The sequence below is a fragment of the Pseudaminobacter soli (ex Li et al. 2025) genome, from assembly GCF_029892515.1.
In the GTDB taxonomy this organism is placed as follows: domain Bacteria; phylum Pseudomonadota; class Alphaproteobacteria; order Rhizobiales; family Rhizobiaceae; genus Pseudaminobacter; species Pseudaminobacter soli_A.
Genome location: NZ_JARXVF010000007.1, coordinates 159,283 through 186,281 on the forward strand (window position 1 = coordinate 159,283; position 26,999 = coordinate 186,281).

Consider the following 26,999-nt stretch of genomic DNA (forward strand, 5'->3'; position numbering starts at 1 on the left):
AAAATCAGTTCGACTTCAGACGTTCTTCAGCCGCCTTCACCGTGGCTTCGGCGGTGATGCCGAAGTGCTGGTAAAGCTGCTCGATGGTGCCGCTGGCCCCGAAGCCGTGCATGCCGACGAAGATGCCGTCGAGGCCGATGAAGCGGTCCCAACCCATGCGGATCGCAGCTTCGATGGCAATCTTGACCGGGGCCTTGCCGATGAGGGCAGCCTTGTAGGTGTTGCTCTGCTTCTCGAAGAGCTCGAAGCACGGCACCGAGACGACGCGGGTCGGGTGGCCGTGCGCCTGCAGCTGGGCGCGGGCGGCAAGCGCGATCTCGACTTCCGAGCCGCTGGCGAAGATGGTCACGGCAGCTTCGCCGTCAGCCGTCGCCAGCTCGTAGGCGCCGTAGGCGCAGAGGTTTTCCTCGACATATTCCGTACGCACCGCCGGCAGGTTCTGGCGGGTGAGTGCGAGCGTCGACGGGGTCTTGGTCGATTCCAGCGCCAGCTGCCAGCATTCGGTGGTTTCGGTGGCGTCGGCCGGACGGAAGACGTTGTGGTTCGGGATCGCACGCAGCGCGGCCAGGTGCTCGACCGGCTGGTGGGTCGGGCCGTCTTCGCCGAGGCCGATCGAATCGTGCGTCATGACGAAGATCGAACGGATGCCCATCAGCGAAGCGAGGCGCATGGCCGGACGTGCATAGTCCGAGAAGGTCATGAAGGTGCCGCCGTACGGGATGATGCCGCCATGCAGCGCCATGCCGTTCATGGCAGCAGCCATGCCGTGCTCGCGAATGCCGTAATAGACATAGCGGCCGCCATATTCGCCGGGGGCGATGGGCTTGGTCTGGCTGGTCTTGGTGTTGTTGGAGCCGGTCAGGTCGGCAGAGCCGCCGATCGTCTCGGGCATCGCACCGTTGATGACCTCCAGCGCCATTTCCGACGACTTGCGGGTGGCGACCTTCGGCTTGTCGGCGGCGAGCTTCTGCTTGTACTCGGCGATGACCGAATCGAAGTTGGCCGGCAGGTCGCCGCTCATGCGGCGTTCGAACTCGGCGCGGATCTCGGCGTTGGCCTCGGCCAGACGGGCTTCCCACTCCTTGCGCTTCTTGCAGGCGTTGAGGCCCGAAACGCGCCAGGCGTCGAGGATGTCGGACGGGATTTCGAAGGGCGGGAAATCCCAGCCCAGCGCCTTGCGGGCACCGGCGATTTCCTCGGCGCCGAGCGCCGAGCCGTGCACCTTGCTGGTGCCGGCCTTGGTGGGCGCGCCGAAGCCGATGGTGGTCTTGCAGGCGATCATCGTCGGACGGTCGGAGCGGCGGGCCGCCTCGATGGCAGCGGCGATGGCTTCCGGATCGTGGCCGTCGACGGCCAGCGTGTTCCAGTGGCTGGCAGCAAAGCGCGCGCGCTGGTCGGTGGAATCCGAGAGCGAAACCGCGCCGTCGATTGTGATGTTGTTGTCGTCCCAGAAGACGATCAGCTTGTTCAGCTTCAGGTGGCCGGCCAGTGCGATCGCTTCCTGGCTGATGCCTTCCATCAGGCAGCCGTCGCCGGCCAGCACATAGGTGAAGTGGTCGACGATCGCGTCACCGAAGCGGGCGTTCAGGATGCGTTCGGCGAGCGCCATGCCGACGCCATTGGCAATGCCCTGGCCGAGCGGACCGGTGGTGGTCTCGATGCCGGCGGCGTGGCCGAACTCGGGGTGGCCGGCGGTGCGGTAGCCGAGCTGGCGGAAATTCTTGATCTGGTCGAGGGTGATGTCCTCGTAGCCGGTCAGATAGAGCAGCGAGTAGAGCAGCATCGAACCGTGGCCGGCCGACAGCACGAAGCGGTCGCGGTCGGCCCAGTGCGGGTTCTTCGGATCGTGCTTCATGAAGCGGGTAAAGAGGACGGTGGCAATGTCCGCGGCGCCCATCGGAAGACCGGGATGGCCCGAATTGGCCTTCTCGACGGCATCCATGGACAGAAAGCGGATCGCGTTGGCCATCCGGTCGTGTTTATCGCGTGAGGTCATGATTGCTCGCCAAGCCTTATTTTTCGGGGCGGGGCGCCCCCAGAGAAAGCAGGCGACACATAGCAGGCATGCCGCATGAGTCAACCAAAGCCGGGGTCTTTCGAACCGGACTTGACGTCGCGGCGGTGTTTCGAAACGCGATAGCAGGGGAAAGCCCGAATCGCTTTGTTGACGGCCCCTTAGCACGAAGCATAATGTTTCCCGGGTAAGTCGTTCTGAACGTGAACGATTCGGTGATGGGCGGGAGTTTAGACGGAGCCATGACCGGGGAAACCACACTCAAGGAAGTCATCAGCCGGCTCGGCCAGGCCATCGACACGCTTGAACAGAGCGTTTCGGCGCACCTCGAGCGCGAGCAGGATTACGGCGAAGCCGAAGCCGAAGTGCAGCGCATGAATGCCGATCGCAGCCGGCTTGCGCAAGAACTCGACAATTCGGAAGCGCGCGCCGAGCGGCTGGAGGAAGCCAACAAGGAAGTCTCACGCAGGCTGGTGACGGCGATGGAAACGATCCGCGCCGTGCTCGACAGGTAGGGTCCGATGGCGCAAGTCACTGTCACGATCGACGGCAAGGCCTATCGCATGGCGTGCGACGAGGGCCAGGAAGAGCACCTGATCGAGCTCGCCCGCAACTTCGACCTCTATGTCTCGCATCTGAAGGACTCTTTCGGCGAGATCGGCGACCAGCGCCTGACCGTCATGGCCGGCATCATGGTGATGGACGAGCTGTCCGAACTGCGCAAGCGCGTGAAGGGCATGGAGACCGAGATCAGCACGCTGCGCAAGACGCGCGACGACGCCCTCACCAAGGCCGACAAGAACGACGCGGCACTGACCGGCGCGCTTTCGGGCCTTGCCCAGCGCATGGAAGATCTGGCCGAAAAGCTCGCCGCTCGGAAATAGCGCTCGGCCGTCGGACTCTAAGCCCAATCAGAGCCCGTGGCTGAGCACCACGGTCAGGCCGATCGCCCCCAGCGCAATGAGCGCCAGCTTCCAGAAATCACGCCGCTGCCTCAGCCCCGGAAGGTCGAGCGGCTTGATGACCTGGATCAGCATGATGCCAATGATGACGAGCGAAAGCGCTTTGGACATGCTGCCATTGAGCAGCAACGCCTGGCTTTGTCAAAGTGCCCCCGGCAAGGCGCCTCGCACCTGTCCCGTCCATCGGGCAATCGCATAAGGCGCGACCTACCCCCACTCCACCTCGCTTCGCTCGGCACCTCTCCCCCTCAAAAGGGGAGAGGAAGGGCGCCAAGCTCGCGGACGGCGTCTCCTCTCCCCCGCCGATCGGGGGAGAGGTGGTTTGCGAAGCAAACCGGAGTGGGGGTCGATTTCCACCCGCAATGGGGAGGTCAGTGAAAAAGGGAGCCAACATCATACAAGTGAGCAGAGCTTAGCCCTTAGTCAGATGGACGCCTTGGACTATCATTGTCTAAGAAAAGGCCGTGCAGGCCCGGCATTGGGAGGTGTCGTCATGTCTTCGCGCTACCATCAGGTCTATGAGAGCTGGCAACGCGATCCCAAAGGGTTTTGGGCCGAACCCGCGCGCGACATCGACTGGTTCAAGCCCTGGGACAAGGTGTTCGACCCTGACTCCGGCGTCTATGGCCGCTGGTTCACCGGAGCCGAATGCAATAGCTGCCACAACGCCATCGACCGCCACGTCGCCAGCGGCCGCGCCGGCCAGATCGCGCTGATATATGACAGCCCCACCACCGGCCGGCAGCAGAAATTCACCTATGCCGAGTTGCTCGCCGAAGTGACCGCGCTTGCCGCCGTGCTGCAGGACCAGGGCGTCCAAAAGGGCGACCGCGTCATCATCTATATGCCGATGGTGCCGGAAGCTGCCTTTGCCATGCTCGCCTGCGCGCGGCTGGGTGCCATCCATTCCGTGGTCTTCGGCGGCTTTGCGCCCAAGGAGCTTGCCACCCGCATCGACGACGCCACGCCAAAGCTCATCATCTCGGCCTCCTGCGGCGTCGAGCCGAACCGGGTCATCGCCTACAAGCCGCTGCTCGACGGCGCCATCGAGCTTGCGCGCCACAAGCCCGAGCGCTGCATCATCCTGCAGCGCGAAGAACAGCGCTGCGAGCTCATCCCCGACCGTGACCTCGACTATGCCGAGGCCGTCGCCGCGACAAAGGCGTCCGGCCGCGAGGTGGCTTGCGTGCCGGTGCTCGCCACCGACCCGCTCTACATCCTCTACACCTCCGGCACGACCGGCCAGCCCAAGGGCGTGGTGCGCGACAATGGCGGCCACATGGTCATGCTGAAATGGTCGATGGAGAACGAATTCGGCGTGAAGCCGGGCGAAGTCTTCTGGGCCGCTTCCGATGTCGGCTGGGTGGTCGGCCATTCCTACATCGTCTATGCGCCGCTCTTCCACGGCTGCACGACAATCCTGTTCGAGGGCAAGCCGGTTGGCACGCCCGATGCCGGCACCTTCTGGCGCGTCATTTCCGAGCATGGCGTGGTCGCCCTGTTCACCGCGCCCACCGCCTTCCGCGCCATCCGCAAGGAAGACCCGGGCGGCACCTTCATCCCCCGCCATGACCTGACGAAATTCCGCACGCTGTTCCTGGCCGGCGAGCGCGCCGATCCAGACACGATCAAATGGGCCGAGCAGCATCTCGACCGCCCGGTGATCGACCATTGGTGGCAGACCGAGACCGGCGCGCCGATCAGCCAGAACCCGATGGGTCTTGGCCAGCTGCCGGTGAAATACGGTTCGCCGGGCGTGGCCATGCCCGGCTACGACGTGCAGGTGCTGGACGATGCCGGACATCCAGTGCCAGCCGGCACGCTCGGCAATGTGGTGATAAAGCTGCCGCTGCCGCCCGGCTGCCTGCCGACGCTCTGGAACGCCGACGATCGCTTCCGCCGCGCCTATCTCGACGAGTTCCCCGGCTACTACAAGACCGCCGACGCCGGCTTTCTGGACGCGGACGGCTACCTCTTCATCATGGCCCGCACCGACGACATCATCAACGTCGCCGGCCACCGCCTTTCCACCGGGGGCATGGAGGAAGTGCTGGCCTCGCACCCCGATGTCGCCGAATGCGCCGTGGTCGGCATCCATGACGAGCTGAAGGGCCAGGTGCCCTGCGGCTTCGTCGTGCTGTCCTCCGCCGCCACTCGCGACACCACGACAATCGAGCAGGAGATCGTGCAGCTGGTGCGCGAGCGCATCGGCGCCGTCGCAGCGCTTAAGCTGGTGGTCACCATCAAGCGCCTGCCCAAGACACGCTCGGGCAAGATCCTGCGCTCCACCATGCAGAAGATCGCCGACAAGGAGGAGTGGATCATTCCCGCCACCATCGACGATCCCGTCATTCTCGAGGAGATCAAGGCAGCGCTCGCCGCGCGCGGCATCGGCATTTAAAGTCTTTGGCGGGTCCGGGCAGGCTCCTGACAGACTGTTGTCAGGACGGGTGTGCGACAGTGCTCTCCGTAAGCCAAGGAGAGTCGCCATGTTCACCCCCGATGTATTCCGAGCCGTCAGGCACTATGCCGGCAAGATCCAGACCCTGCGCGACCAGATCCGTACCGAACGCTTTCTGAACTCGCTTCCGGAGAGCATTCAAAAGGATCTAGGCTGGCCCGACATCTACGCGGCTCGCCGCGCGCGCAGCCAGGGCTGAACGACGTCACCGGAGAGGAGTTTGCCATGAGTGAACCAAGGACCATCGGTTTTGTCTTCATCGACGGTTTCGCCGACTGGGAATACGGCCTGCTGGCCGCCTCGGCGGCGGAATGGTTTGGCCTGCGTACCGTCTCGCTCACGCCCACGGGCGAGGCGGTCAGCTCGTTGAGCGGCTTCAGCCTCACCCCGCAGCGCGGCGCCGATCCGGCCGAAAATGCCGATCTCGACGCCATTGCCGTCATCGGCTCCGACACCTGGGCCACGCCCCGCGCGCCCGATGTCTCCGCGCTGCTGCGCACCGTCGAGGAGCGTGGCGGCGTGGTCGGCGGCATCTGCGGCGGCACGCTGGCGCTTGCCCGCGCCGGCCTGTTCGCCAAGGCCGACCACACCAGCAACGGCCGCGAGTGGATCCTGAAGCACGAGCCCTACTATGCCGGCGCCGCGCGCTATCGCGACGTGCCGCATGCGGTGGCCGATGGCCGCATCGTGTCGGCGCCCGGCTCGGCGTCTGGCACCTTCGCGCTCGCCTTCCTGCAAACGCTGTTTCCGGAGCGCGGGCCGCAGCTTGCCGAAATGCGCGAGCTTTTCGCGCGCGAATACTCTTGATCTAGCCGGAAATGCTCCTGACAATATGTTGTCAGGAGCCCCGTGCAAATATCCAACGGTCCGATTCCCCGCTTTGACAGTGGATTGCCATGCGACGCGCAGACCGGCTCTTTCAGATCGTCCAACACCTTCGCGGCGGCCGCCTGGTCACCGCGCAGAAGCTCGGCGTGTGGCTCGAAGTGTCCGAGCGCACCATCTACCGCGACATCGCCGACCTGCAGTCGACCGGCGTGCCTATCGATGGCGAGGCCGGCGTCGGCTACATGATGCGCGAAGGCTTTGACCTGCCGCCGCTGATGTTCACGCGCGACGAGATCGTCGCGCTGGTTGCCGGCGCCCGCATGGTCCGCGCCTTCGGCGGCGCCACCATGGCGCGCGCGGCAGACGAGGCGCTGGTCAAGATCGCCGCGGTGCTGCCCGACTCGGAGAAGGACCGCATCGCCCGCACCGAGATCCACACGCCCATGTGGGTGGTGAGCGATGCCGACCGCGATGCCATCGACATCATCGAGCGTTCCATCGAAAAGCGCGACGTGCTGGCACTCGACTATCGCGACGAGGCTGGCCGCGGCACCATGCGCGACGTGCGCCCGCTTGGCCTCTGGTTCTGGGGCAAGGTGTGGACGCTGGTCGCCTGGTGCGAAATGCGCGATGACTTTCGCGCTTTCCGCATCGACCGCATCGCGCGGGTTACGTGCGTCGGCCGCGTCTTCAAGCCCGAGCGCGGCAAGCAGTTGGCCGACTTCTACCGCCGCGTCGAGCGCAACGAATTCGCCGGCGACGGCGCCAGCCGCTCGATGCGAGGCTGAGATTGGCTTCTCCCATCCGGGCCCTGATGGTCGATGTGGACGGCGTGCTGGTGCACGCGAGCTCCAACGATGGCCGCAGCTGGTACACGCGGCTTCACGAGGATCTTCGGATCTCCCCTGACGCGCTGTACGAAAACTTCTTCGGGCCGCACTGGAACGACATCGTCACCGGCCGCGCGGGCCTTCTGGAACGCCTGGGGCCAGCTCTCGCCGAGTTCGCTCCACACATCAGTTCCGACGATTTCCTCGCCTACTGGTTCGGGCAGGATGCGCGGGTGGACACAGCACTTCTGGCCGAGTTCCAGCGCTATCGCGCAATCGGCCTCAAGATGCATCTGGCAACGAACCAGGAGCATCTGCGCGCGGCCTATCTGCTCGACACGCTGGGCCTGTCCGCCCATGTCGACCGGGTGCACTACTCGGCGGCGGTGGGCCATCGAAAGCCGGACCTTGCCTTTTTCGACACGGTCGCGGCCTCCATCGATCTTGCGCCCCAAAGCCTGATCCTGATCGACGACACGCTGCCGAATGTCGAAGCCGCCCGCGCCGCCGGCTGGCATGCCGTGCACTGGACCGGCGAGGAGCGGCTCGCAGACCTGCTGGCGCCGTTCCTGTAGCGCACCATTTTGTCCCTCGACGGTTGCGGCCTGGCCCGCGAGGCCTTACGCAAACCTCCCGACGAATCTGCGACCCCCGCCATGACCGAACGTGCCAATGTGATCTATGCCAGCGAGCCCGACCTCGATGTCGCCGAGTTCCGCCGTGTGCTGGTGGAATCAGGCCTCGGCGCGCTGCGGCCGGTCGACGACGAACAGCGTCTGCGGCACATGCTGAGCGGCGCCAACCTTGTGGTGACGGCGCGGCTGGACAGCCGCGGCCGCCCGCTGATCGGCATCGGGCGCGGCGTCAGCGACGGCGCCTGGGCCTGCTATCTTGCCGATCTGGCGGTCTGCCCCTCCGCGCAGGGGCTGGGTGTCGGCCGCGGGCTTCTGGACGAGGCACGCCGCCAGCTCGGCCCGCAGGTCAGCCTCATTCTGGTTTCGGTGCCAGAAGCCGTCGGCTTCTACGAGCGCGCCGGCATGGAACGCCTGTCCACTGCCTTCTGGTACAAGCGCGAGCACTGAAGACGCTGATCAGGACGCCAAAGGCAGCCTGAAGGCCGGGTTCGGCCCCGGCATTTCCTCGACGCGGTTCCGCCCCCCATGCTTGGCCTGATAGAGGGCGCGGTCGGCGCGTTCGACCAGGGCGTCCAGGCTTTCGCCCCCGGTCGTCTCGGTGATGCCGACGCTGACACTGACGATATGGGATGCGGGAACGCCCTTGTGCGACCGGCCCAGAAACGTGGTGCGGATGTGCTCCGCAACCGCCCTGCCGCGTGGAAGGGTGGTTGCCGGCAGCAGCGCGACGAATTCCTCGCCGCCGATGCGGCCCACGGCATAGCCGGCATCAGCCGCCGCACGCCTCAGCACCTCGGCAAAGTCGCGGATCACCACGTCGCCCATCCTGTGGCCATAGGTGTCGTTGATGCTTTTGAAGTGGTCGATGTCGCAGATCAGCAGGGTGACAGGCCTCGCCCGGCTGGCGTCCTGCACCATCCCCTCGCCTACGCCCAAAAGGCCGCGCCGGTTGAGAATGCCGGTCAGAGGATCGGTGAGGGATTGGTAGGCGAGATCCTTCAGACGGTCGGTGTTGATGCGGAACAGGAACAGGATCGCAATCGACAGCCAGCTCAGCGCGGCGAAGAAACGGAAGCTGACGAACCAGATGGAGTCCGGCGATTCCGTATCGCTCTGGATCGGACCCTCATAGAGATAGGCGAAGACCGGACGCGCCAGGAGCGCGGCGGCGGTGAGCAGGAAGGCAATCGCCGTCAGGTCGTCGATCCTGTCGCGGCCCTCGTCCTTGAGCTTGATATATGTGGCCAGGAGGAACATCGCCGCCCCGCCCACGCTCGACGTCGTGCCGCGCCAGAACACGCTGGGCTCGATGGCGACGAACCACAGGCTGCATATGATCGTGACGGCATAGATCGGAATCAACACCCGGTCCTGCGCCCGCGTGGTGTGGCCGAGATTGCTTCCTCGAACCGCGAAGAAACCCATCCCGAGAAAGAACACATTGCCTACGAAGGTGATCGAAGCGGCATGCTCGATGAACAGGCGCATCAAGCCCGTGGCCGAGCCCAGCGCGCCACAGGCATAGGCCAGGGCCCAGTTCAGCGTGCACCGGTTTTCCCTCTGGCGACGCCAAAGAAAGAAAAAGGTGATGCAGAACAGTGCGGATAAGCCCGGAAGAGTTGCAGATGACAGGAACGCGTGACTCATGTCTCACCCCACGGATTTGGCTAATCCGCCCGGCTCTAAGGCCGTGTAAAGGCATTTGTTAAAATCGATTCTATTATGACCGATTCGCGCAAAAGTTGCACGGCCGGTGGGGCTCCGGTCGTGCTCGCGACAAAAATCTGATAATCGCAATTGCTGACTTCGCCAACACCGTTGCAACCATGATCGCGTTCCGGTGCGAGAACTGGCCTCACTCGCTACCCTTCCCCACCAGTCCCAAAATATCGTCGAAGACCTGCTGCCACTCTTCATCCGTCATCGGCATGAAGCCGAAGCTGCGCAGCAGGAAGGCGCCTTCGCTGGCGAGGAACGCCAGCCGCAGGCGCCGGCCGGCTTCGGTCGAGGTATCCATCTGCGCCATCCGCGCCTCATACCAGGCGCGCGTCTTGGCCAGCCGGTTCTTGTCCTGCACCAGGGCGGCCAGCATCACCGCCGCACGGTCGACCGACGTGCCGTCGAAATCGCGCGTCGCCTCGGTGTGGGCGCGCACGCTGCCTTCGATTGAAGTGTCGCCCTGGCCGAGCTCGGCCACTTCGGCATCGAACTCGGCCTCCCAGCGGTCGATCATCGCCGCGATCAGGTCGTCCTTGGTGCCGAATGCATATTGCACCCCGCCCTTCGAAATGCCGCAGGCCTTGGCCACCGCGTCGATGGTCAGGCCGTTCACGCCCTGCTCGCTCACCACCTTCTCGGCTGCGTCCAGCACCTTGTTTCGGTCGATGCTTTGTCGGCGTCCCATGCCTCGCCCTCTTTTCAATCCATACGGACGTATTTATATAAGCCGCTCTATGCGATCTAGTCGTAAGGTGATTTTCGTGGCGAAGCAAAACCGCTGGCTGGTGCTGGCCATCGTTTCCAGCGCTCTGTTACTGATCGTGGTCGACATGACGGTGCTTTATACGGCGCTGCCGACGCTGACGCACGAGCTTGCCGCAACCGCCGCCCAAAAGCTCTGGATCGTCAATGCCTATGCGCTCGTCGTCGCCGGCCTGCTGCCGGGGCTCGGCGCGCTGGGCGACCGGGTCGGCCACAAGCCGATGTTCATGGGCGGGCTTGCCGTCTTTGGCCTCGCCTCGCTGGCTGCCGCCTATTCGCCGACGTCCGCCATTCTCATCGGCGCGCGGGCGCTGCTCGCCGTCGGCGCGGCCATGATGATGCCGGCGACGCTTTCCATCATCCGCATCACCTTCGCCGACGAGAAGGAGCGCGCCATTGCCATCGGCGTCTGGGCGGCGGTCGCCTCGGGTGGTGCTGCCTTCGGCCCCGTCATCGGCGGCGTGCTGCTCGAGCATTTCTGGTGGGGTTCCGTCTTCCTCATCAACGTGCCGGTGGTGCTTATGGCGCTTGCGCTCGGCGCCCCGTTCGTGCCGGCCGACAAGGGCCATTCGACCCGGCCGTGGGATTTCGTCGGCTCGCTGCAGATCATGGTCGGGCTGATCGCGCTCGCCTTCGCCATCAAGGAGCTTGCCACGCGCGAGCCCTCCTTCACTCTCGCCGCGACGGCGGCGCTGCTTGGCATCGTCGCACTGACCCTTTTCGTGCGCCGCCAGCGCCGCAGCACCGCCCCGCTCATCGATTTTTCGCTGTTCCGCAACAGCCGCTTTTCGGCTGGCGTGACGGCAGCACTCATGGCCTCGATCGCGCTGGTCGGCGTCGAGCTGGCCGTCAGCCAGCGTCTGCAACTGGTCATCGGCCTGTCGCCGCTTGAGGCCGCCATGTTCATCCTGCCGATCCCGCTTGCCGCCTTCGTGTCCGGCCCGCTGACCGGCATGACGCTGCCCGCGCTCGGCCCCGGCCGCGTGATGTGGATATCGCTTGCGCTGGGCGGCGCGGGACTGGCCGGCTATGCGCTGGCGCACGAAGCGGCCACCGCGCTGCAGCTTGCCATGCTCGGCGTGTTCGGCTTCGGCGTCAGTGCCGCCATGACCGCCGCGTCCAGCGCCATCATGGACAACGCCCCGATCGACCGCGCCGGCATGGCGGCTTCCGTGGAAGAGGTGTCCTACGAGCTTGGCGGCGCCATCGGCATTGCCGTGCTGGGCAGCGTGCTGACGGCCGTCTATGGCGCCTCGTTTACGCCCCCGGCCAGCCTGAACGCACCCGCCGCCGTGCGCGACAGCCTGGACGAAGCGCTGCTCGCCTCCGAAAAGCTGCCGCCGGACGCCGCCGCCACGCTGGTGTCGCTCGGCCGCGCGGCCTTCGACCAGGCGTTTGTCGCGGTGCTGGTGGTGGCCACCGTGCTGATCCTCGCCAGCGCCTTCGCCATCAGGCGCGCAACGTCGCGGGAGGCAGCGCAGCGAGGCTGACCGGCTCCCGCAGGTCGACATCACGAAAAATCGAACTATCCTGCCTCACTTTCCGTCAATCAGCGGAGTGAACATATGGCAGACAAGACATCCGCCAAGCCGAAGAAGGCCCCGGCCATCGAGGCCGACGGCAAGGCGGTCCTGCTTTCAGGCGGCAATCCCCAGATTGCCAAGGGCTATGGCGACGCCCCCCATACAAGCCTATATCGAGGCCATGCCGGGCTGGAAAAGCGAGGTCGGGCGCCGCCTCGACGCGCTCGTCACACGCACCGTCCCCGGTGTACAAAAGGCCGTCAAATGGAACTCGCCGCTCTATGGCATGGAGGGCCAGGGCTGGTTCCTCGGCATCCACTGCTTCGCCAAATACATCAAGGTGGCCTTCTTCCGCGGCGCGGCGCTAGATCCCGTGCCACCCGTCGAATCCAGGAGCGGCGACACGCGCTATTTCCACATCCATGAGAACGACCAGCTCGACGAAGCCCAGCTCACCGCCTGGGTCGAGCAGGCGAGCCGGCTCCCCGGCGAGCGGATGTAAGCGCCCACTGCCGGACAAGAAAAAACCCCCGCCGGCCATGCCTGCGGGGGTCTTTTTTCTGCGAAGTCAGACGCGATCAGCGGTGAAGATCGTCCTCGTCCTCGTCGTCCTCGGGCTTGGACTTGAGCGAGGAAAGCTTGGCGAACACCGCGTTGGGGTCGAGTTCCTTCTCCTCGTCGTGCTCTTCGCCCTTCGGCTCCAGCCGCTCGGTCAGCGAGGCGGGCAGCAGCGTGTCGCCGGTCGGTGCTGCCGGCGGGCGGTTATGCGAGGCGCGCTGCACTTCGATGTCGAGATCGATCTGCGAGCAGAGGCCGAGCGTCACCGGGTCCATCGGCGCCAGGTTGGCCGAATTCCAGTGCTTGCGCTCGCGGATCTGCTCGATGGTCGACTTGGTGGTGCCCACCAGGCGCGAGATCTGCGCGTCCTTCAGCTCGGGATGGTTACGCACCAGCCACAAAATGGCGTTGGGGCGGTCCTGGCGCTTGGAAAGCGGCGTGTAGCGCGGGCCCTTGCGCTTGCTCTCGGGCACGCGCACCTTCGGCTCGGAAAGCTTCAGGCGATGGTTGATGTCGCGCTCGCCGCGCGCGATCTCCTCGCGGGAGAGCTGGCCGGTGATGACCGGGTCCATGCCCTTGATGCCCTGCGCGGATTCGCCGTCGGCGATTGCCTTCACTTCCAGCGGATGCAGGCCGCAGAACTGGGCGATCTGGTCGAAGGACAGCGCAGTATTGTCGACGAGCCAGACAGCGGTCGCCTTGGGCATCAGAAGGGTATTGGCCATCAGATAATATCCTCTTGTTCGCCCGCGTCCCTTGCGCGGGCGGTGGATCAGACCACCGAAAATGGGAAATCACGTTTTATATAGCGTTGTTCAGCCCATGGAGCAAGAAAACTTCGCCCCGCCGCCCACAGGGGTGGGGAAGGGTCGCGTTGCTTGCTTAGAAAACACCTGCCCTGAAGCGACGGCATCGAGAGCGGACCTTGCGGGGTCGCGCCCAGGGCGGCGATGATGGTCCGAAGAAGGGTCGCGAGATACCCGAACATGGAGCAAGCAATCTGGATGGTCGAACTGCCGGAAATCGCCAATGAGACCGACTTCGAGAGGTGGCGGTCCCGTCCAGATCAGTGGTTGCCGCTCGTGAACGACATTGCGCGCGAAGCAGGCATCGCCCCCGGCAGCCTCTCGCAATTCGGGAACAGCACGAACCTCGTCATCGCTCGACGACCGGCTGATACTAAAACTCTTTCCGCCGATTTATCGGACGCAGTTCATCAGCGAGCGCAATGCGCTTCGGTACCTTGCGGGAAAAATGGACGTGCCCATCCCTTCAATCGAGGCAGAGGGCGAGCGCAACGGTTGGGGCTGGCTTGTCATCACCAAGCTTGACGGCATCGTAGGTTCGATAGCCTGGCCGCTGCTGGCGGAGGAGGAGAAGAAGCGTGTCCTTGAGCAGATAGGAGGTGCCATCTCCAGCATGCAGGCACTTTCGCCGGGAGAGCTGGGTACAGGCAAACCGTCCTGGCGGGACTTCATCGATGGGCAGATCAACAACTGCTTCGAGCGTCACCGACAGTTGGGGATGTCACCGGGCTTTCTGTCCGATCTCCGCCTGCTGCTTGCGGATGCACCGTCAGTCATTCCGCTCGACGCACCACCGGTCATACTCACAGGAGACTGGATTCCCCAGAACATCCTGCTTTCGGAAGATCGCGGCATATGGAAACTCGCAGGCGTCATTGATTTCGGGGATGTCATGACGGGTTGGGGAGAATACGATCTTCTTGCCCCCACCGCGTTCATGTGTGCGGGTTCGCACGGCCGCACCCAGTCGCTTCTGAGGGGATACGGCGCGGTCGATGGCGAGTGTGACGACGCGATGAGGCGTCGCCTCCTGACATTGACGCTGCTCCATGCGGAAAGCGATCTGCGCAAGGTCGACATCGACGGTTGGGAAGATCGGGCGGCGGGGCTGTTCGATCTCGGAGACATCATCTGGCCGAGAGCCGGCTAACTCCGACGTGAAAGCGCTGATAGAATAGCCGTTCGGCCGCGGTCCAACCGCGGCCGATTCCTTTTGTTCCTAGTGTTCACCCCTGCCCGGTGACGCGTCGCACGCTGCGCCGTCCGGCGGCATAGGGAAGCGCGAACATGTACAGGCCGCTGAACAGCAGCAAGAACAGCGGCGGCAGCGGCGAGTAGGTCACCCAAGCGGGAGGCTCACCAAATGCCCGTACGAGGAAATTGGCGATAACAGTCGCCGTAAAAGCAATCGACAGCCAGCGATGGCTTTGCCGAATCCACGCATTCCAACTCAATAGAACCTCCTTTGCGACGAAGCTCTCAATCGGCCCGACGGATTTCAGTCGATCCGTGCCAATATCTGCTCCAGATTTTCAAGGAACCGCGGCCACCCGGCCTTCGCGCCGTGATAGGCCTGCTGCTGATCCGGCCGGAAACCCGTCTGCTCCATACGCAACTGGGTCCCGGTGTCCGAAGGCGTGAGGGTCCAGGTGACGATACTGTCGAGCCCTGCGGCTCGCCATGTGTAGGACAAGGTCTTGCCTGGCTCGACTTGCAGCACCTCGCAGCTAACCGAGCCCCAGTCAGCGCGGAGATCAAAACGGTGGCCCACTACCGGCGCAAAATCGTTCTTCATCAGCCACTCCTCGATCAAATGGGGCTGGGTGAGCGCACGCCAGATTTTCTCCGGCGGATAGGCAATCTCGCGCTCGACGACGACGGAGAGCGTTTCGGTCACGGCTTCGTTCATTGATCCATCCTTTTCAGCAAGTCTTCGAGGGTATCAAACCGGCTCTGCCAGAAGCCGGTCATTTGCTCGGCCCAATCGGTCAGCGGGGCGAGAGCGCCGGGCCGCGCGCTGTAATGCGTCTGGCGGCCGTGGTGGCGATCCAGCACCAGACCGGCCTTTTTCAGGACGCCAAGATGCTTCGAGACGGCCGGCTGCGAGATGCCGGCTTGGGCGGTCATGGCACCGACCGTCTGCTCACCTTCGCGGCATAACCGCTCGAAGATCGCCCGTCGGGTCGGATCCCCGAGGGTCTTGAAGAGCATGTCGTAACTGCACGGCATCAAAACGCATAACTCCATGGCTATTGATCAAATCAATAACCGGCGAGCTATCAGTGAGTCAATTGAGAATTTTGCTCGATTTGATCACCAAGTCAGACCACAAAGTCGGTACGTATTAGCTAGGGGTCTCTAATGAGTGCTCGTCTATCGACAGCCATCTGGATCGGCGAAGCCGCAAAGGCGATTTTACGAAAGACTCAGAGCCTTCCAACCAAAGGTTTCGGAGAGCGTGAAGACCGGAGCGAACGCGAACATATCGGTGTTGAGCCGATGCTCCTGGCACTTTCGATGGAGTTGGCACTCAAGGCGTGGTGAGTATTCGACTACGACGATCCCAAAACTGCCAAATCGCACGACCTGATGAAGCTGTTTGACGACCTAAAGCCCGAAAGCCAGGAGAAACTTGACGCGGAGTTCAAGAGATCAGTGGCTCCCTACCATCCCAACGGTCTCTACATCGACTACAGCATCCGTCACATTCTGTATCAGCATAAAGATGCCTTCATCGACTGGCGGTATCTCCATGAGGCCAATAAATCGATGATGTTCGATCAGGGTGCTTTTGAAGCAACGCTCGAAATGGTGCTCCGGGAGTTCGAGAAGAGATATCGCATTGAGCGAGTTATGCGGGTGTCGATTTGAGCGGACCTCGCAACACAGTTGCCGCAATCGCCGTCATGGATACGAAAACGCGGGTCGATCTCGCCCGAGTTAAGATCAAGAATGTCGTTGACCGGATCAGCGCCCTTTTGTTGATCTCAGAGCAGAATGCTCTGATTGTGTATTCGCCGTTGTTGGCCGGGCAGATTCCAGCATCGAGCGCAGGCCACGCCTTCAATTCTTTTCAGCGCGCCATGCACGACTACGAGATCGTCCAGCTCTGTGCCCTTTGGGACAAGCCGGATGCCAGCCTCGCCCATAACAGCATCCCCACGGTGCACGCCCTTATCGATGATGATGACGTTGTTGACGCCTTAGCCGGCGACGTAAGTGGGCATTGGTATCGGCGCGGTGCGCGAGTCTACGAAGATGCAGAGAACCCTGTCGATGCGCAGACAATGCAGACAATCATAGAAGATTCTAACCGGCGCCAGGGCGACAAGGAAGCAACCAAGGCCAGAGTAGAACTGTCGAGGATGCGAAAAGAGATCCCAGAAACCGCTGCCTCAACGACTCTTGTGTCTGTCAAGAACATGCGCGATCGCTTCCTGGCGCATGCGCTCGACGAGACGTTTGCGGAAAAGAGGGGGGCAGGTCGCGCCAATGAAGTACGGCGACGAACGCAAATTGCTTAAGTACACTACCGACGCGATCGAGACGCTTTACCTGTGGGTCAGCGGGACCAATTTCGACCTAGCCGAGAACCGAAGGCTTCAGGCCAAGTACGCTCGGGCACTTTGGGAAAATTGTAGCTTTGATATTGATCCCCGATCTTAGGCGACGTTAAGTCTCTTCGCCCCCCAATGCGCAATCAGACAGATGATCGCTTCTTCGGTTTCTGATCCAAAAGCAGATGAGGTTGTCTAATCGCAGTTGGGGCGTCAAGCATGTATTATGTTGAGACGACGCTGCCGGGTGCATGGTTGTCTTCGCGGTCGACATTGGTCGCCGCATGATGGAGCTTCGCGGGACGAGCCTTCAATGTGGATGACGCACTTCGCTGGGCAGCGGTGCAACCCCATCAGCGGAATGGCTCGGCTCGCGTCCCGGCAGGGACGCCTCAGGCGTTCAGATGCTGAACGCTATTCGAATTTACATTGTGGCTCCTGCTTTCGGATCGAAGAGCTCGCCGGTCCTAAGCATCGTATGCATTATCACCGCCAGTTTGCGCGCCATGGCCACGGCAGCTCTTTTGAAGCCAATCCTTTCCCGGAGCTGGAGCCCCCATGTGCGCAGGGTGCTCTCGGCTGAGCTGCGCGTCAGAATAACTGACGCCGCTTCATACAGAAGCCCTCGCAAATGGCGGTCACCGCGTCGGGATATATGTCCGTCATAATCGACCTCTCCGGATTGGTAGCGGCGCGTCGTCAGTCCGATCCAGGCGCCAACAGAGCGGGACTTCTTGAAGTTGCTCGGATCTTCAATGGCAGTGGCGAAGGAGGTTGCGGTGATGGCGCCGATACCGGGGATCGACATGAGTATGCGGCATGCCTGGCTCTGCCGCGCATCTGCGACGAGCTGACGCCCAAGCTCGGCGGCACGAGTGCGAATGCCGCGCCAGGCTTCCAGCATCGGCAGCACGATGGCTGCAAGCCCTTCGTGATCGGCAAGAAGGCGCCGGACGTTATTCTCGAAGATGGTTCCCTTTCCGGCCGGAACAACCAGTCCAAACGTTTTCATAATTCCACGAATCTGGTTGGAAAGCTCGGTGGTGATCCGGACCAGCCGGGTGCGTGCCGCCACGAGCGTTCGGGCCAACATGCTGTCCATGCCTTTTACACGCACCTCGCGAAAGAACCCGACTTCCGCCAGATGCGCCAAGCCATCGGCGTCATTCGCGTCCGTTTTGTTCGGTGCCATATCGAGCGCAGCTTTGGCATGTCGGGCATCGATGCAGATGGCCGGCACTCCTTCCGCGCATAGCGCATGATAGAACCACACCGACAGAGGGCCGGTCTCGAACACCACGCGTCTCACCGCCGGCGCCTGCTTGCGGACAAGCTCGGCAATGATGGTCGGATCAGATGCGCACTTCCCCCGCCAGATCCGTTTGCCGTCACGGCGGATCGAAACTGCCGTCTCTTTCATCGACACGTCGAGACCGATATATTCTGCCATGGCTGTTCTCCCTTAGATGCCTGGGCCCGGCGTCCAGTCGTGAGCCCGTATTTCCATCCTATCGGGGAACAGCCACCACCTTCCATTGTCAGGACAGCTTCGGGGTGATCGCTCCCGCGATTACCCCATGTGGATGGCTCCCGCTCCCGGCATCTGAGTGCCACAGTGGGTATGCTGTCAGGCAACCCGAGCAAAGGAGCCATCCGCCATGAATGTTACCACCGTGGGCCTTGATCTGGCCAAGCGCACTTTTCAGGTTCATGCCGTCGACGCGTCCGGTAGCGTTGTCGTGCGCAAGGCACTGCGGCGATCGCAAGTTCTGCCGTTCTTCACCGCGTTGCCGTCCTGCCTGATCGGCATGGAAGCCTGCGGAACGTCCCATCATTGGGCGCGCGAACTGACCATGCTTGGGCACGAAGTTCGAATGATGCCGCCAGCCTACGTCAAACCCTATGTGAAGCGCGGCAAGAACGATGCGGTGGACGCGGAAGCGATCTGCGAAGCGGTGACGCGCCCGACCATGCGCTTCGTGGCGATGAAGTCGGCCGAGCAACAGGCGGCCCTGTCGCTTCACCGCACGCGCAATCTTCTGGTCAAGCAGCGCACGCAGCTCGTGAACATGATCCGTGGCCTGTTGGCCGAGTTCGGCATCGACATTCCGGAAGGCTTGGAGCGGGCGCTTGGGCTGGCGCGCCAGATCGCCGCGAAGGAAGCGGCGCCTGACGTCCCGGCAATGGCGATACAGATTCTCGATCTCCTGTGCGCGCAGGTGCTCGACACGCATGGCAGGCTCCAAGCGATCGACCGTTCGATCGGTGCGCTGCAACGCGCCGATGACGTCGCACGACGTTTGTCGACGATCCCCGGCATCGGCCCGGTCGGCGCCACGGCATTGGCAGCATCTGTTGCCGATCCGGGACAGTTCCGCTCGGGGCGAGAGTTTGCCGCCTGGCTCGGCCTGACACCGTCACAAAACTCAAGCGGCGGTAAGGACCGGCTTGGTCGCATCACCAAGATGGGCGACCGATATCTGCGAAAGCTGCTGGTGGTCGGGGCGACATCGTTGATCCGCCGGGCGCGATACAAACCGGAGACCGCGGACCCTCGGCTTGTCGCGCTGCTCGCCAGGAAACCTGTGCGCGTGGCCAGTGTCGCCATGGCGAACAAGATGGCCCGTGTCGTCTGGGCGATCATGGCTCGCGGGGAGACTTATCAATCCCGCCATATCCCGACGCTAGCGGGGTAAGGTTAGGAAGAAGCTGAGACCTCGACCGCAGAAAACAGATCGAGCCGATCAATCGGCTCCATGAGGTTGTGAGAGCGACGTGACGTGATGGCGAGACCGGTCGGGCCGGAAACAGGGACAACCCACCGACAGTCCGAGGCATCATAGCCTGACAAGCAGATTGGGACCTTGTTCGCCGACCCCATCAGGGCCAGCAGTCTCGAATGGCTGCATCAACAGGCCGGACAGAAGACTGCACCCGACCAATGCGCCAAAACGCCGAATTACCTCTTGCAATGCGGGAGCCATCCACAGAGGACTGTCCGAAACCCACAATTCCCAGACGTTGCCGAAAACTGGAAATTGGCGCAATTGCCAAAGGTCATTCTGCCGCTGTCAGCCTCGCGCGCGCCTGCCGCGCCTTGACGGCAGGAGCGCGCAGAGTGCGTCTTCAGGACTTGCGGTCGCTCTCATCCCATTTGGGACTTCGTGGGGGACAAAAAATCCGCAGACCGTCGCATTGTTACTCGCACCACTGCCATAACAGACTGAAATCATTTCATTACTTTTCTTCATCGCGCTAGAGACGCAAACACAAGAAATAGTTTCATCCCCCACCTTTCCGCCTGAAAGATAATCCTCGGCATCGCCCTCGCGGGAACACGGGTCATGAACCGGATGAGCGTGGAGGGCGACGGCGTCCGGGCTGGTGGCGTAACGGTAGCGCTGCTGGATGATGAATCCCCAAGTCCGGGCCTTTGCGGCGGCTGGCCACGCGAATGTGGAGGCGACTGAGCGGGGCAAGAGCGTCGGGTGGACGCATGGCTAGCGTCAACCAATACCCTTAGAGGCGCGATGCCATGCGTCCACGTTCCCATGATCCGGCTTCGTTTTCGAGGCGCGGTAACGCCCCCTCGCGTCCGGATTTTTTGACTCCCCCAACCGGCCTTTCGAACAGGAGGAAAATTCGATGGACGAGTTGCCCACCCGGCAAAACCGCGCCGCGAGCAAGGCGGCCGAGCCCTGCTCCACCATCATGATTGACGGCAAGCCGGCGCCGCGCGTCCTGTCCGACGCCATCGCGCTCGCCGGCAGCATCGCCGCCACGCTGCAGGGCGCGCATCTGCGCTGCAAGCGGCGCGAATGCCGCAACCAGAAGCGCTGCTGCTCGGCGCTCGGCGCCAGCAAGGAGCTCGGCTGCGACGTGCCGCTGCCGGAGGAGACCACCATCAAGATGATGGCCGGCATGCTGGTCTTCGCTCAGCGCCTGGCCGAGGGCGTGAAGTGAGGGGCGAAAAACCCTATGCCACGTCGAGCACGATCTTGCCGATGTGGTCGCCCTCTTCCATGCGCTCATGCGCGCGCCAGGCTTCGCGCAGCGGAAAGATCATGTCCATGACCGGGGCGACGCGGCGCGCAGCCAGCAGCGGCCAAACCTGCGCCTCCAGTGCGGCGGCAATGCCTGCCTTCACCTCGACCGTGCGGGGCCTCAGCGTCGAGCCGGTGTGCACCAGCCGCTTCATCATCAGCTTGGAAAAGTCGGTAGTGCCCACCGCCCCGCCAAGCGTGGCGATCTGCACGATGCGGCCTTCGATCGCCGCGGCAGTGTAGTTGCGCGCGACATAGTCGCCGCCCACCATGTCGAGGATGACATTGGCGCCCTTGCCCTCCGTCACCTCCTTCACCACCGCGACAAAATCCTCGGTGCGGTAGTTGATGGCGCGGTCGGCTCCCAGCTTTTCGCAAGCCCCGCATTTGTCGGCGCTGCCGGCGGTGGTGAGCACGCGGGCGCCAAAAGCGCTGGCGAGCTGGATCGCCGTTGTGCCGATGCCCGACGAGCCGCCATGGACCAGAAACGTCTCGCCGCTTTTCAGGCCCCCGCGCTCGAACACATTGTGCCACACGGTGAAGAAGGTCTCGGGAAGCGCGGCGGCCTCGGTGAAGGTGAAGCCCGACGGGATGGGCAGCGCGTTGCTCTCATGTACCGTGGCGTATTCGGCATAGCCGCCGCCCGGGGTCAGCGCGCAGACCTTGTCGCCCACGCGCCAGCGCGTGGCGCCCTCGCCCAGCGCGGCGACGATGCCGGCCACCTCGAGCCCGGGCAGATCGGAGGCGCCGGGCGGCGGCGGATAGGCACCCTGGCGCTGGAACACGTCGGGCCGGTTGACGCCGGCGGCCTTGACCTCGATCAGGATCTCGCCGGCTTCGGGCGTCGGCACGTCGCGGCGCTCGGGCTTCAGCACCATCGGGCCGCCCGGCGAAGAAATCGCCACCGCCGTCATCTTCTCGGGGATTGCCGCTGGGCTGGTCATGGTCGCTTCCTTCCTCTCGGGCGCGCCGCGCGCCTCGGCATTTGCATCCTTGCCATGCTCTTATGTAGTCTGTCGCCCAAACAGGCAAACGGACAAGCCGGGAGAAATGACGATGGCGCTGTTCGACGACGAACCCAAGAAAAAGCCGACCGCCTATGTGGTCGGGCAGGACCTCTCGCTCATGTCGGTGGCCGAGCTCCGGCAGCGCATCGACGAGCTCAAGGCCGAGATCGGCAGGCTGGAGGCGGAGTTGAAGTCCAAGGACGCCACCAAGAACGCGGCCGAGGCGCTGTTTCGGCGCTAGAGCATGGTCCTGAAAAGTTGCAGACTTTTCGGGCAAGACCATGCTTCGTGTTTCCAGCTCCAACGGCAAATGATGTCGCGCTTGCGCCGCTGAAAAGCCGAAAAGCAGGTATGTTTCAGGCAGCGTTTTTGAAACAACTCCGATTCGCCGGACTGACGCATGCTTGCAGCCTACAAGCCGATCCTTTCGCTCCTGCGCGGCACCGCCTTCCTGCTGGCCGCTTCCGGCCTGCACGGCCTGCTGCTTCCATTGCGTGGCCAGGAGGAAGGTTTTTCCACGGCCTCGCTGGGTCTCATGGGCACGGCCTGGGCGGGTGGCTTCGTTGCCGGCTGCTATTTTGCGCCGCGCCTGGTGCGGCGGGCGGGGCATGTGCGCGCCTTCGGCACCTTCGCGGCTTCGGCGGCCATCGTGGCGCTTCTGACCGGGCTGTGGATCGACGCGTTCGTCTGGATCGTGCTGCGCGCCTTCACTGGCTTCGTCATGGCCGGCGCCTTCATGGTCATCGAAAGCTGGCTCAACGAGCGCGCCACCAATGAGAACCGCGGCACCGTCTTCGGCATGTACATGATGGTGACCTATGGCTCCATCATGGCCGGGCAGATGTTGGTTGCGGCGGGCGACGTGCGCAACGCCTCGCTCTTCATGGTCACCGGCATCCTGTTTTGCCTGTCGCTCATCCCCACGGCGGTCTCCACCGCGGCGCATCCCAAGCCGCTGCAGGACGTCTCGCTGGACCTCAAGGGCCTCTACGCCAATTCGCCGGTGTCCTTCTTCGCCTGCCTGCTAATCGGCGTCGCCAACGGCGCCTGGGGCACGCTTGGCGCGGTCTATGGCGCGCGCATCGGCATCTCCACCGCCGAGATCGCGCTGATGATGAGCCTTGTCGTCGTGGCGGGCGCTGCCATGCAGATGCCGATGGGCCGCATTTCAGACAAGACCGACCGCCGCTTCGTGCTGGCTGCCGCCGCGTTCGGCGCGGCTTTGGTGGGCGTGCTGATCTATTTCATCGCCCCGACCAGCGGCGTCTGGGTCATCGTCATGACCGCGGCCTATGGCGCGCTTGCATACACGCTCTATTCGCTGGCCGTGGCGCATGCCAACGACCACGCCCGGCCGGAGGAATTCGTAAAGCTCTCGGGCGGCCTGCTCCTGCTCTACGGCTTCGGCACCATGATCGGCCCGGTCGTTGGCGCCACACTGATGGGGCTGAGCCCGGAAGGCCTGTTTTTGGCGACCGCACTCGCCCATTTCGCGCTGGCCGGCTACACACTGCTGCGCATCAGCCGCCGCGCCCCAGTGCCGGTGGAAGCGCGCGAGGCCTTCAATTCGCTGCCGTCCGAACGCGGCGTCACGCCCGAAGCGCTGCGGCTCGATCCGCGCACACCGGCCGAGCAGGAAGGCTGAGGTATTTTTCGAGCATTGGCGAGGGGACTGCCAGCCCTCGCGGGCTGACATGCCGGGCATCAAGCGCGACCAACGCCTGCAGAAATTGCTGATTTGTTCGATTGGGCAGAGGTTACCGGGAACTGTCCGCGGTTTGGAAAAGCAGTCTCACGCTCTGCTCCGGCGGCAAGCCACGCTGCCGCCGGCTACTTGCAGCGCATCCGCTTATGCGCCGTATGAATTGGTGCTTCAGTGGGTTGTGTTTGCGGATGCCTTCAGTTTTTCAATCTCGTCCTTGATTGCCAACTTGCGTCGCTTGAGACTGGCGATTTCCAGATCGTCGACTGACGGATGATTCATGGCCAGGTCGAGTTCGCGATCAATATCGCCGTGCTTCCGCTGCAACTCTTCGAGATGGTTGGCAAGAGACATGATTGGTGCTCCCTTTCATGGATTCCACAATCGTACACGCCCCAGGGACGTCCACCGCAGGTCTTGCCCTGTGACAGTACGATGACAGTCTGCCACCAGATTGCTTGCATGTCGAATGCGGCGTGGTAGCATTTCCTGAAAGTTTGAAATGTGTTATGAACGATGCGTTGGTGGGCGCTGCGCTTCCACCCCGCCATAGTGCGCTCAGGGCGTTGAAATTTCTGCAGACGGTGGACATGTCAGACCAGGATCAGACCGAGATTCGTCTTGAGTTTGCAAAGCTGAAGCAGGAACACGCCGATTTCGACGCGGCCATCAACGCGATGATCGCGACGTCCTGCGACCCGCTGCAAATCCAGCGCATGAAGAAGAAAAAGCTCATGCTGAAGGACAAGCTCTCGGAGCTGGAAGACAAGATGATTCCCGACATCATCGCCTGAAGACGGGAGGGAGCGCTTGGTCTCCCGCGAATCAGTTCCCTCGACCGCCAAAAGATCCGGAGGATCGCAAGGCGTGGCAGCAGGCGACGTTTGCGCGCATATGCTCGGAAGGCTGGCTGCGCGCGCGGCGCTTGCAGCTTTTGCCTGCATTGCCGGAGTAACATCCATGGCTTCTGCTGATCCGGTCGAAACCGGCATCGAGGCTCCCGGCCCGCAAGGGCCGCTCAAGGGCACGCTGCATGTGGCTGCAACCGCGAATGCGCCAGTCGTCCTCATCATTCCCGGCTCGGGGCCGACTGACCGCGACGGCAACAACCGGCTGGGCGTCAAGGGATCCAGCTACAGGCTACTCGCCGAGGGCCTGGGTCAGCGCGGCATTTCCTCGGTCCGCATCGACAAGCGGGGCATGTTCGGCAGCGCGGCAGCCATAAGCGACGCGAACAATGTGACGATCGGCGACTATGCCGACGACGTCCGCGCCTGGATTGCGGCTATCCGGCAGAAAACGGGCAGCGACTGCGTCTGGGTGCTTGGCCACAGCGAGGGCGGATTGGTCGCGCTTGCTGCGGCAGCAAGGGATGAAACCGACATTTGCGGCCTGCTGCTCGTCGCCGCCGCAGGTCGACCGCTTGGCGAGATCCTGCGCGAACAGCTCCGCGCCAATCCGGCCAACGCGCCCATCCTCGACCAGGCCTTGGCCGCAATCGCTGAACTGGAAGCCGGCAAGCCGGTGGACGCCTCAAAACTCAATCCAGCCCTGCTGCCGCTGTTTCATCCCAGCGTGCAGCGCTTCCTCATGAACAGCTTTTCCTACGACCCGGCGCAGCTGCTGGCAAAAGTCAAAAAGCCCGTGCTGATCCTTCAGGGCCAGCGCGACATACAGGTCAGCGAAGAAGACGCGCGTCGCCTCGCGGCAGCCAATTCGAAAGCCAGGCTCGAGATGCTGCCCGACGTCAACCATGTGCTCAAGCAGGTGACGACGGACGACCGCACTGCCAATATCGCCACCTATGCCGACCCGAACCTGCCGCTTGCACCCGGGGTCATCGACGCCATTGCAGAGTTCGTCCTGGCCGACGCAAACCACAATTGAAGGCCGCGTGGCACGCTTTCCGGCGCGAAGCGCTTGCGGGATCGGCGGCATTTCGCTAATTCCGCGACACGCTGATCGCCAGCAGGCCAACTCGACAACCGGAGGCCGGACATTGGGACAAGAGCGCGCCGACGTCGCCATCATCATGGGCAGCCAGTCCGACTGGGCAACCATGCACCACGCCGCCGACACGCTTGAGGCGCTCGGCATTTCCTACGAAAGCCGCATCGTCTCGGCCCACCGCACGCCGGAGCGGCTCTACGACTTCGCCCGCAACGCCAAGGCCGAAGGCTTCAAGATCATCATCGCCGGTGCCGGTGGCGCCGCCCACCTGCCGGGCATGACGGCAGCGCTGACGCCGCTGCCGGTGTTCGGCGTGCCGGTGGAATCGAAGGCGCTTTCGGGCCAGGATTCGCTGCTGTCGATCGTGCAGATGCCGGCCGGCATCCCGGTCGGCACGCTCGCCATCGGCAAGGCGGGCGCGGTCAACGCCGCCCTGCTCGCCGCAGCCGTGCTTGCGCTGGGCGATGACGCGCTGGCCTCCCGGCTGGACGCCTGGCGCGCCGAACAGACCGCCAAGGTCGCCGAACACCCAAAGGACGAAGAATGACCGCTCCGCTGCCCGCCGGCTCCACCATCGGCATCATCGGCGGCGGCCAGCTCGGCCGCATGCTGGCGATGGCCGCAGCGCAGCTCGGCTACCGCACGGTGGTCCTGGAACCGCAGGCAGGCTGTCCCGCGGCGCAAGTTGCCAACGACCAGATCGTTGCCGCCTATGACGACCCGGTCGCCCTGCGCGAGCTTGCCGGCAAGTGCGACGTGGTCACCTACGAATTCGAGAATGTGCCGGTGCAGGCCGCCGAAACGCTTGCCGCCACCATTGCCGTGCTGCCGCCCGCCCGCGCGCTCGACGTTTCGCAGGACCGGCTGACCGAAAAGACCTTCTTGAACGGCATCGGCATCCCGACCGCGGATTTCCGCGCCGTCGACAACGACCAGGACCTGCATGTCGCCCTGCGCGACTTCCACGGCGCCGGCGTGCTCAAGACCCGTCGCCTCGGCTATGACGGCAAGGGCCAGCGCGTTTTCCGCAACGTGCCCCTGCACGAGACCGGCGGCACCTTCACGGCCATGGGCAGCGTGCCCCTGATCCTCGAAGCCTTCGTGACCTTCGATCGGGAAGTCTCGATCATCGCCGCGCGCGACCGCAACGGCGCCCTGTCGGCCTATGACCCGGCCGAAAACGTCCATCGCCACGGCATCCTGCACAGCTCCACCGTGCCGGCCAACATCACGCCGGAGGCTGCAACCGCGGCCAAGGGGGCCGCCTTCGCCATCCTCGATGCGCTCGACTATGTCGGCGTCATCGGCGTCGAATTCTTCGTGCTTCCCGATGGCTCGCTGCTGGTCAATGAGATCGCCCCGCGCGTCCACAATTCCGGCCATTGGACGGAAGCCGCCTGCACCATCTCGCAATTCGAGCAGCATGTTCGCGCCATTGTCGGCCTGCCGCTCGGCACCACCAACCGGCACTCCGACTGCATCATGGAAAACCTGATCGGCGACGAGGTGAGCCGAGTCGACGACCTCGCCGGCGAGCCTGACGTGATGCTGCATCTCTACGGCAAGGCGGAAGCCCGCCCCGGCCGCAAGATGGGCCATTTCACAAGGCTGCGGCGCTGAAGCATTTTGCGGCAAGGCGTAA

General features: G+C 63.5%; 32 protein-coding genes and 1 pseudogene. 22 read left to right on the forward strand and 11 right to left on the reverse strand.

The genetic code is table 11. The features are described 5' to 3' along the window. Positions 1-4: 4 nt before the first annotated feature. Positions 5-1,996 (reverse strand): transketolase, encoded by a 1,992-nt coding sequence (gene tkt, locus M2281_RS23980; RefSeq protein WP_280823717.1) that lies wholly within the window; start codon positions 1,994-1,996, stop codon positions 5-7. A 260-nt stretch (positions 1,997-2,256) separates the two neighbouring features. Between tkt and M2281_RS23985 the strand changes: the two genes are divergently transcribed. Both M2281_RS23985 and M2281_RS23990 read left to right on the forward strand, forming a co-directional pair. Continuing rightward, positions 2,257-2,529 (forward strand): DUF4164 domain-containing protein, encoded by a 273-nt coding sequence (locus tag M2281_RS23985; RefSeq protein ID WP_280823718.1) that lies wholly within the window; start codon positions 2,257-2,259, stop codon positions 2,527-2,529. Between the two features lie 6 nt (positions 2,530-2,535). After that, entirely contained in the window at positions 2,536-2,898 is a 363-nt protein-coding gene (locus M2281_RS23990) for a cell division protein ZapA (protein ID WP_280823719.1), read from the forward strand. A gap of 27 nt (positions 2,899-2,925) precedes the next feature. Here M2281_RS23990 and M2281_RS23995 read toward each other — a convergent pair whose 3' ends face one another. Further along, on the reverse strand, positions 2,926-3,087 hold the full coding sequence (locus tag M2281_RS23995; RefSeq protein ID WP_280823720.1) for a hypothetical protein: 162 nt from the start codon (positions 3,085-3,087) through the stop codon (positions 2,926-2,928). A gap of 382 nt (positions 3,088-3,469) precedes the next feature. Between M2281_RS23995 and M2281_RS24000 the strand changes: the two genes are divergently transcribed. The 6 genes from M2281_RS24000 (at position 3,470) to M2281_RS24025 (ending at position 8,177) form a co-directional block, all read left to right on the forward strand. Then, on the forward strand, positions 3,470-5,377 hold the full coding sequence (locus tag M2281_RS24000) for a propionyl-CoA synthetase (protein ID WP_280823721.1): 1,908 nt from the start codon (positions 3,470-3,472) through the stop codon (positions 5,375-5,377). An 88-nt stretch (positions 5,378-5,465) separates the two neighbouring features. Next, entirely contained in the window at positions 5,466-5,636 is a 171-nt protein-coding gene (locus tag M2281_RS24005; protein ID WP_280823722.1) for a hypothetical protein, read from the forward strand. Between the two features lie 26 nt (positions 5,637-5,662). Further along, positions 5,663-6,244: a DJ-1/PfpI family protein gene (locus M2281_RS24010; protein WP_280823723.1), complete on the forward strand. Its 582-nt coding sequence runs from the start codon at positions 5,663-5,665 to the stop codon at positions 6,242-6,244. A gap of 89 nt (positions 6,245-6,333) precedes the next feature. Then, positions 6,334-7,053 carry a helix-turn-helix transcriptional regulator gene (locus M2281_RS24015; protein WP_280823724.1) on the forward strand — a complete coding sequence of 240 codons (720 nt, stop codon included), beginning with the start codon at positions 6,334-6,336 and terminating at the stop codon, positions 7,051-7,053. A gap of 2 nt (positions 7,054-7,055) precedes the next feature. Beyond that, a complete protein-coding gene (locus M2281_RS24020) occupies positions 7,056-7,670 on the forward strand; it encodes an HAD family hydrolase (protein ID WP_280823725.1) in 615 nt (204 codons plus the stop codon). Between the two features lie 81 nt (positions 7,671-7,751). After that, a complete protein-coding gene (locus M2281_RS24025) occupies positions 7,752-8,177 on the forward strand; it encodes a GNAT family N-acetyltransferase (protein ID WP_280823726.1) in 426 nt (141 codons plus the stop codon). 9 nt (positions 8,178-8,186) lie between these two features. Here the strand turns inward: M2281_RS24025 and M2281_RS24030 are convergent, their stop codons facing one another. Together M2281_RS24030 and M2281_RS24035 are read right to left on the reverse strand one after the other, a co-directional pair. After that, on the reverse strand, positions 8,187-9,377 hold the full coding sequence (locus tag M2281_RS24030) for a GGDEF domain-containing protein (protein ID WP_280823727.1): 1,191 nt from the start codon (positions 9,375-9,377) through the stop codon (positions 8,187-8,189). Positions 9,378-9,585: 208 nt separating this feature from the next. Further along, positions 9,586-10,134, reverse strand: a complete 549-nt coding sequence (locus M2281_RS24035) for a TetR/AcrR family transcriptional regulator (protein ID WP_280823728.1) — start codon at positions 10,132-10,134, stop codon at positions 9,586-9,588. A 76-nt stretch (positions 10,135-10,210) separates the two neighbouring features. Here M2281_RS24035 and M2281_RS24040 point away from each other — a divergent pair, with 76 nt between their 5' ends. Both M2281_RS24040 and M2281_RS24045 read left to right on the forward strand, forming a co-directional pair. Beyond that, the gene (locus tag M2281_RS24040; RefSeq protein WP_280823729.1) at positions 10,211-11,701 is read left to right on the forward strand and encodes an MFS transporter; all 1,491 of its coding nucleotides are present in this window, start codon (positions 10,211-10,213) and stop codon (positions 11,699-11,701) included. A 75-nt stretch (positions 11,702-11,776) separates the two neighbouring features. Further along, positions 11,777-12,236 (forward strand): annotated as a pseudogene (locus tag M2281_RS24045) (DUF1801 domain-containing protein). 76 nt (positions 12,237-12,312) lie between these two features. On the opposite strand, the gene M2281_RS24050 reads toward M2281_RS24045, so the two are convergent. Further along, the gene (locus tag M2281_RS24050) at positions 12,313-13,017 is read right to left on the reverse strand and encodes a DUF1013 domain-containing protein (protein WP_280823730.1); all 705 of its coding nucleotides are present in this window, start codon (positions 13,015-13,017) and stop codon (positions 12,313-12,315) included. A 367-nt stretch (positions 13,018-13,384) separates the two neighbouring features. Here M2281_RS24050 and M2281_RS24055 point away from each other — a divergent pair, with 367 nt between their 5' ends. Further along, the gene (locus M2281_RS24055) at positions 13,385-14,248 is read left to right on the forward strand and encodes an aminoglycoside phosphotransferase family protein (protein ID WP_280823731.1); all 864 of its coding nucleotides are present in this window, start codon (positions 13,385-13,387) and stop codon (positions 14,246-14,248) included. Between the two features lie 76 nt (positions 14,249-14,324). On the opposite strand, the gene M2281_RS24060 is transcribed toward M2281_RS24055, so the two are convergent. The 3 genes from M2281_RS24060 to M2281_RS24070 are packed head-to-tail and all read right to left on the reverse strand — an operon-like array spanning position 14,325 to position 15,327. After that, the gene (locus M2281_RS24060) at positions 14,325-14,552 is read right to left on the reverse strand and encodes a hypothetical protein (protein ID WP_280823732.1); all 228 of its coding nucleotides are present in this window, start codon (positions 14,550-14,552) and stop codon (positions 14,325-14,327) included. 44 nt (positions 14,553-14,596) lie between these two features. Continuing rightward, positions 14,597-15,007, reverse strand: a complete 411-nt coding sequence (locus M2281_RS24065) for an SRPBCC family protein (RefSeq protein WP_280823733.1) — start codon at positions 15,005-15,007, stop codon at positions 14,597-14,599. Further along, complete coding sequence (locus M2281_RS24070) at positions 15,004-15,327, reverse strand: ArsR/SmtB family transcription factor (RefSeq protein WP_280823734.1); 324 nt, start codon at positions 15,325-15,327, stop codon at positions 15,004-15,006. The genes M2281_RS24065 and M2281_RS24070 overlap by 4 nt, the downstream gene beginning before the upstream one ends. A gap of 132 nt (positions 15,328-15,459) precedes the next feature. On the opposite strand from M2281_RS24070, the gene M2281_RS24075 reads away from it, so the two are divergent. The 3 genes from M2281_RS24075 to M2281_RS24085 are packed head-to-tail and all read left to right on the forward strand — an operon-like array spanning position 15,460 to position 16,622. After that, a complete protein-coding gene (locus M2281_RS24075) occupies positions 15,460-15,642 on the forward strand; it encodes a hypothetical protein (protein WP_280823735.1) in 183 nt (60 codons plus the stop codon). A 45-nt stretch (positions 15,643-15,687) separates the two neighbouring features. Then, the gene (locus M2281_RS24080; protein WP_280823736.1) at positions 15,688-15,969 is read left to right on the forward strand and encodes a hypothetical protein; all 282 of its coding nucleotides are present in this window, start codon (positions 15,688-15,690) and stop codon (positions 15,967-15,969) included. Between the two features lie 35 nt (positions 15,970-16,004). After that, positions 16,005-16,622 (forward strand): hypothetical protein, encoded by a 618-nt coding sequence (locus M2281_RS24085; RefSeq protein WP_280823737.1) that lies wholly within the window; start codon positions 16,005-16,007, stop codon positions 16,620-16,622. Between the two features lie 457 nt (positions 16,623-17,079). Here the strand turns inward: M2281_RS24085 and M2281_RS24090 are convergent, their stop codons facing one another. Beyond that, entirely contained in the window at positions 17,080-18,105 is a 1,026-nt protein-coding gene (locus M2281_RS24090) for an IS110 family transposase (RefSeq protein ID WP_280823738.1), read from the reverse strand. A 208-nt stretch (positions 18,106-18,313) separates the two neighbouring features. On the opposite strand from M2281_RS24090, the gene M2281_RS24095 reads away from it, so the two are divergent. Together M2281_RS24095 and M2281_RS24100 are read left to right on the forward strand one after the other, a co-directional pair. Next, a complete protein-coding gene (locus M2281_RS24095) occupies positions 18,314-19,351 on the forward strand; it encodes an IS110 family transposase (RefSeq protein WP_280823739.1) in 1,038 nt (345 codons plus the stop codon). 949 nt (positions 19,352-20,300) lie between these two features. After that, on the forward strand, positions 20,301-20,618 hold the full coding sequence (locus M2281_RS24100) for a hypothetical protein (protein WP_280823740.1): 318 nt from the start codon (positions 20,301-20,303) through the stop codon (positions 20,616-20,618). A 13-nt stretch (positions 20,619-20,631) separates the two neighbouring features. Here M2281_RS24100 and M2281_RS24105 read toward each other — a convergent pair whose 3' ends face one another. Next, on the reverse strand, positions 20,632-21,642 hold the full coding sequence (locus M2281_RS24105; protein ID WP_280823741.1) for an NAD(P)H-quinone oxidoreductase: 1,011 nt from the start codon (positions 21,640-21,642) through the stop codon (positions 20,632-20,634). Between the two features lie 112 nt (positions 21,643-21,754). Between M2281_RS24105 and M2281_RS24110 the strand changes: the two genes are divergently transcribed. Together M2281_RS24110 and M2281_RS24115 are read left to right on the forward strand one after the other, a co-directional pair. Beyond that, a complete protein-coding gene (locus M2281_RS24110; RefSeq protein ID WP_280823742.1) occupies positions 21,755-21,946 on the forward strand; it encodes a DUF1192 domain-containing protein in 192 nt (63 codons plus the stop codon). Between the two features lie 159 nt (positions 21,947-22,105). Next, positions 22,106-23,350, forward strand: coding sequence for an MFS transporter (locus M2281_RS24115; protein ID WP_280823743.1), 1,245 nt, complete (start codon positions 22,106-22,108; stop codon positions 23,348-23,350). Positions 23,351-23,578: 228 nt separating this feature from the next. Here the strand turns inward: M2281_RS24115 and M2281_RS24120 are convergent, their stop codons facing one another. Beyond that, positions 23,579-23,761 (reverse strand): YdcH family protein, encoded by a 183-nt coding sequence (locus tag M2281_RS24120; protein WP_280823744.1) that lies wholly within the window; start codon positions 23,759-23,761, stop codon positions 23,579-23,581. A gap of 236 nt (positions 23,762-23,997) precedes the next feature. Here M2281_RS24120 and M2281_RS24125 point away from each other — a divergent pair, with 236 nt between their 5' ends. From M2281_RS24125 to M2281_RS24140, 4 genes are all read left to right on the forward strand, one after another. Continuing rightward, positions 23,998-24,201 carry a YdcH family protein gene (locus M2281_RS24125; protein WP_280823807.1) on the forward strand — a complete coding sequence of 68 codons (204 nt, stop codon included), beginning with the start codon at positions 23,998-24,000 and terminating at the stop codon, positions 24,199-24,201. A gap of 166 nt (positions 24,202-24,367) precedes the next feature. Next, the gene (locus M2281_RS24130; protein ID WP_280823745.1) at positions 24,368-25,294 is read left to right on the forward strand and encodes an alpha/beta hydrolase; all 927 of its coding nucleotides are present in this window, start codon (positions 24,368-24,370) and stop codon (positions 25,292-25,294) included. 112 nt (positions 25,295-25,406) lie between these two features. After that, positions 25,407-25,904 (forward strand): 5-(carboxyamino)imidazole ribonucleotide mutase, encoded by a 498-nt coding sequence (gene purE / locus M2281_RS24135; RefSeq protein ID WP_280823746.1) that lies wholly within the window; start codon positions 25,407-25,409, stop codon positions 25,902-25,904. After that, a complete protein-coding gene (locus tag M2281_RS24140; RefSeq protein WP_280823747.1) occupies positions 25,901-26,977 on the forward strand; it encodes a 5-(carboxyamino)imidazole ribonucleotide synthase in 1,077 nt (358 codons plus the stop codon). The genes purE and M2281_RS24140 overlap by 4 nt, the downstream gene beginning before the upstream one ends. Positions 26,978-26,999: the final 22 nt, after the last annotated feature.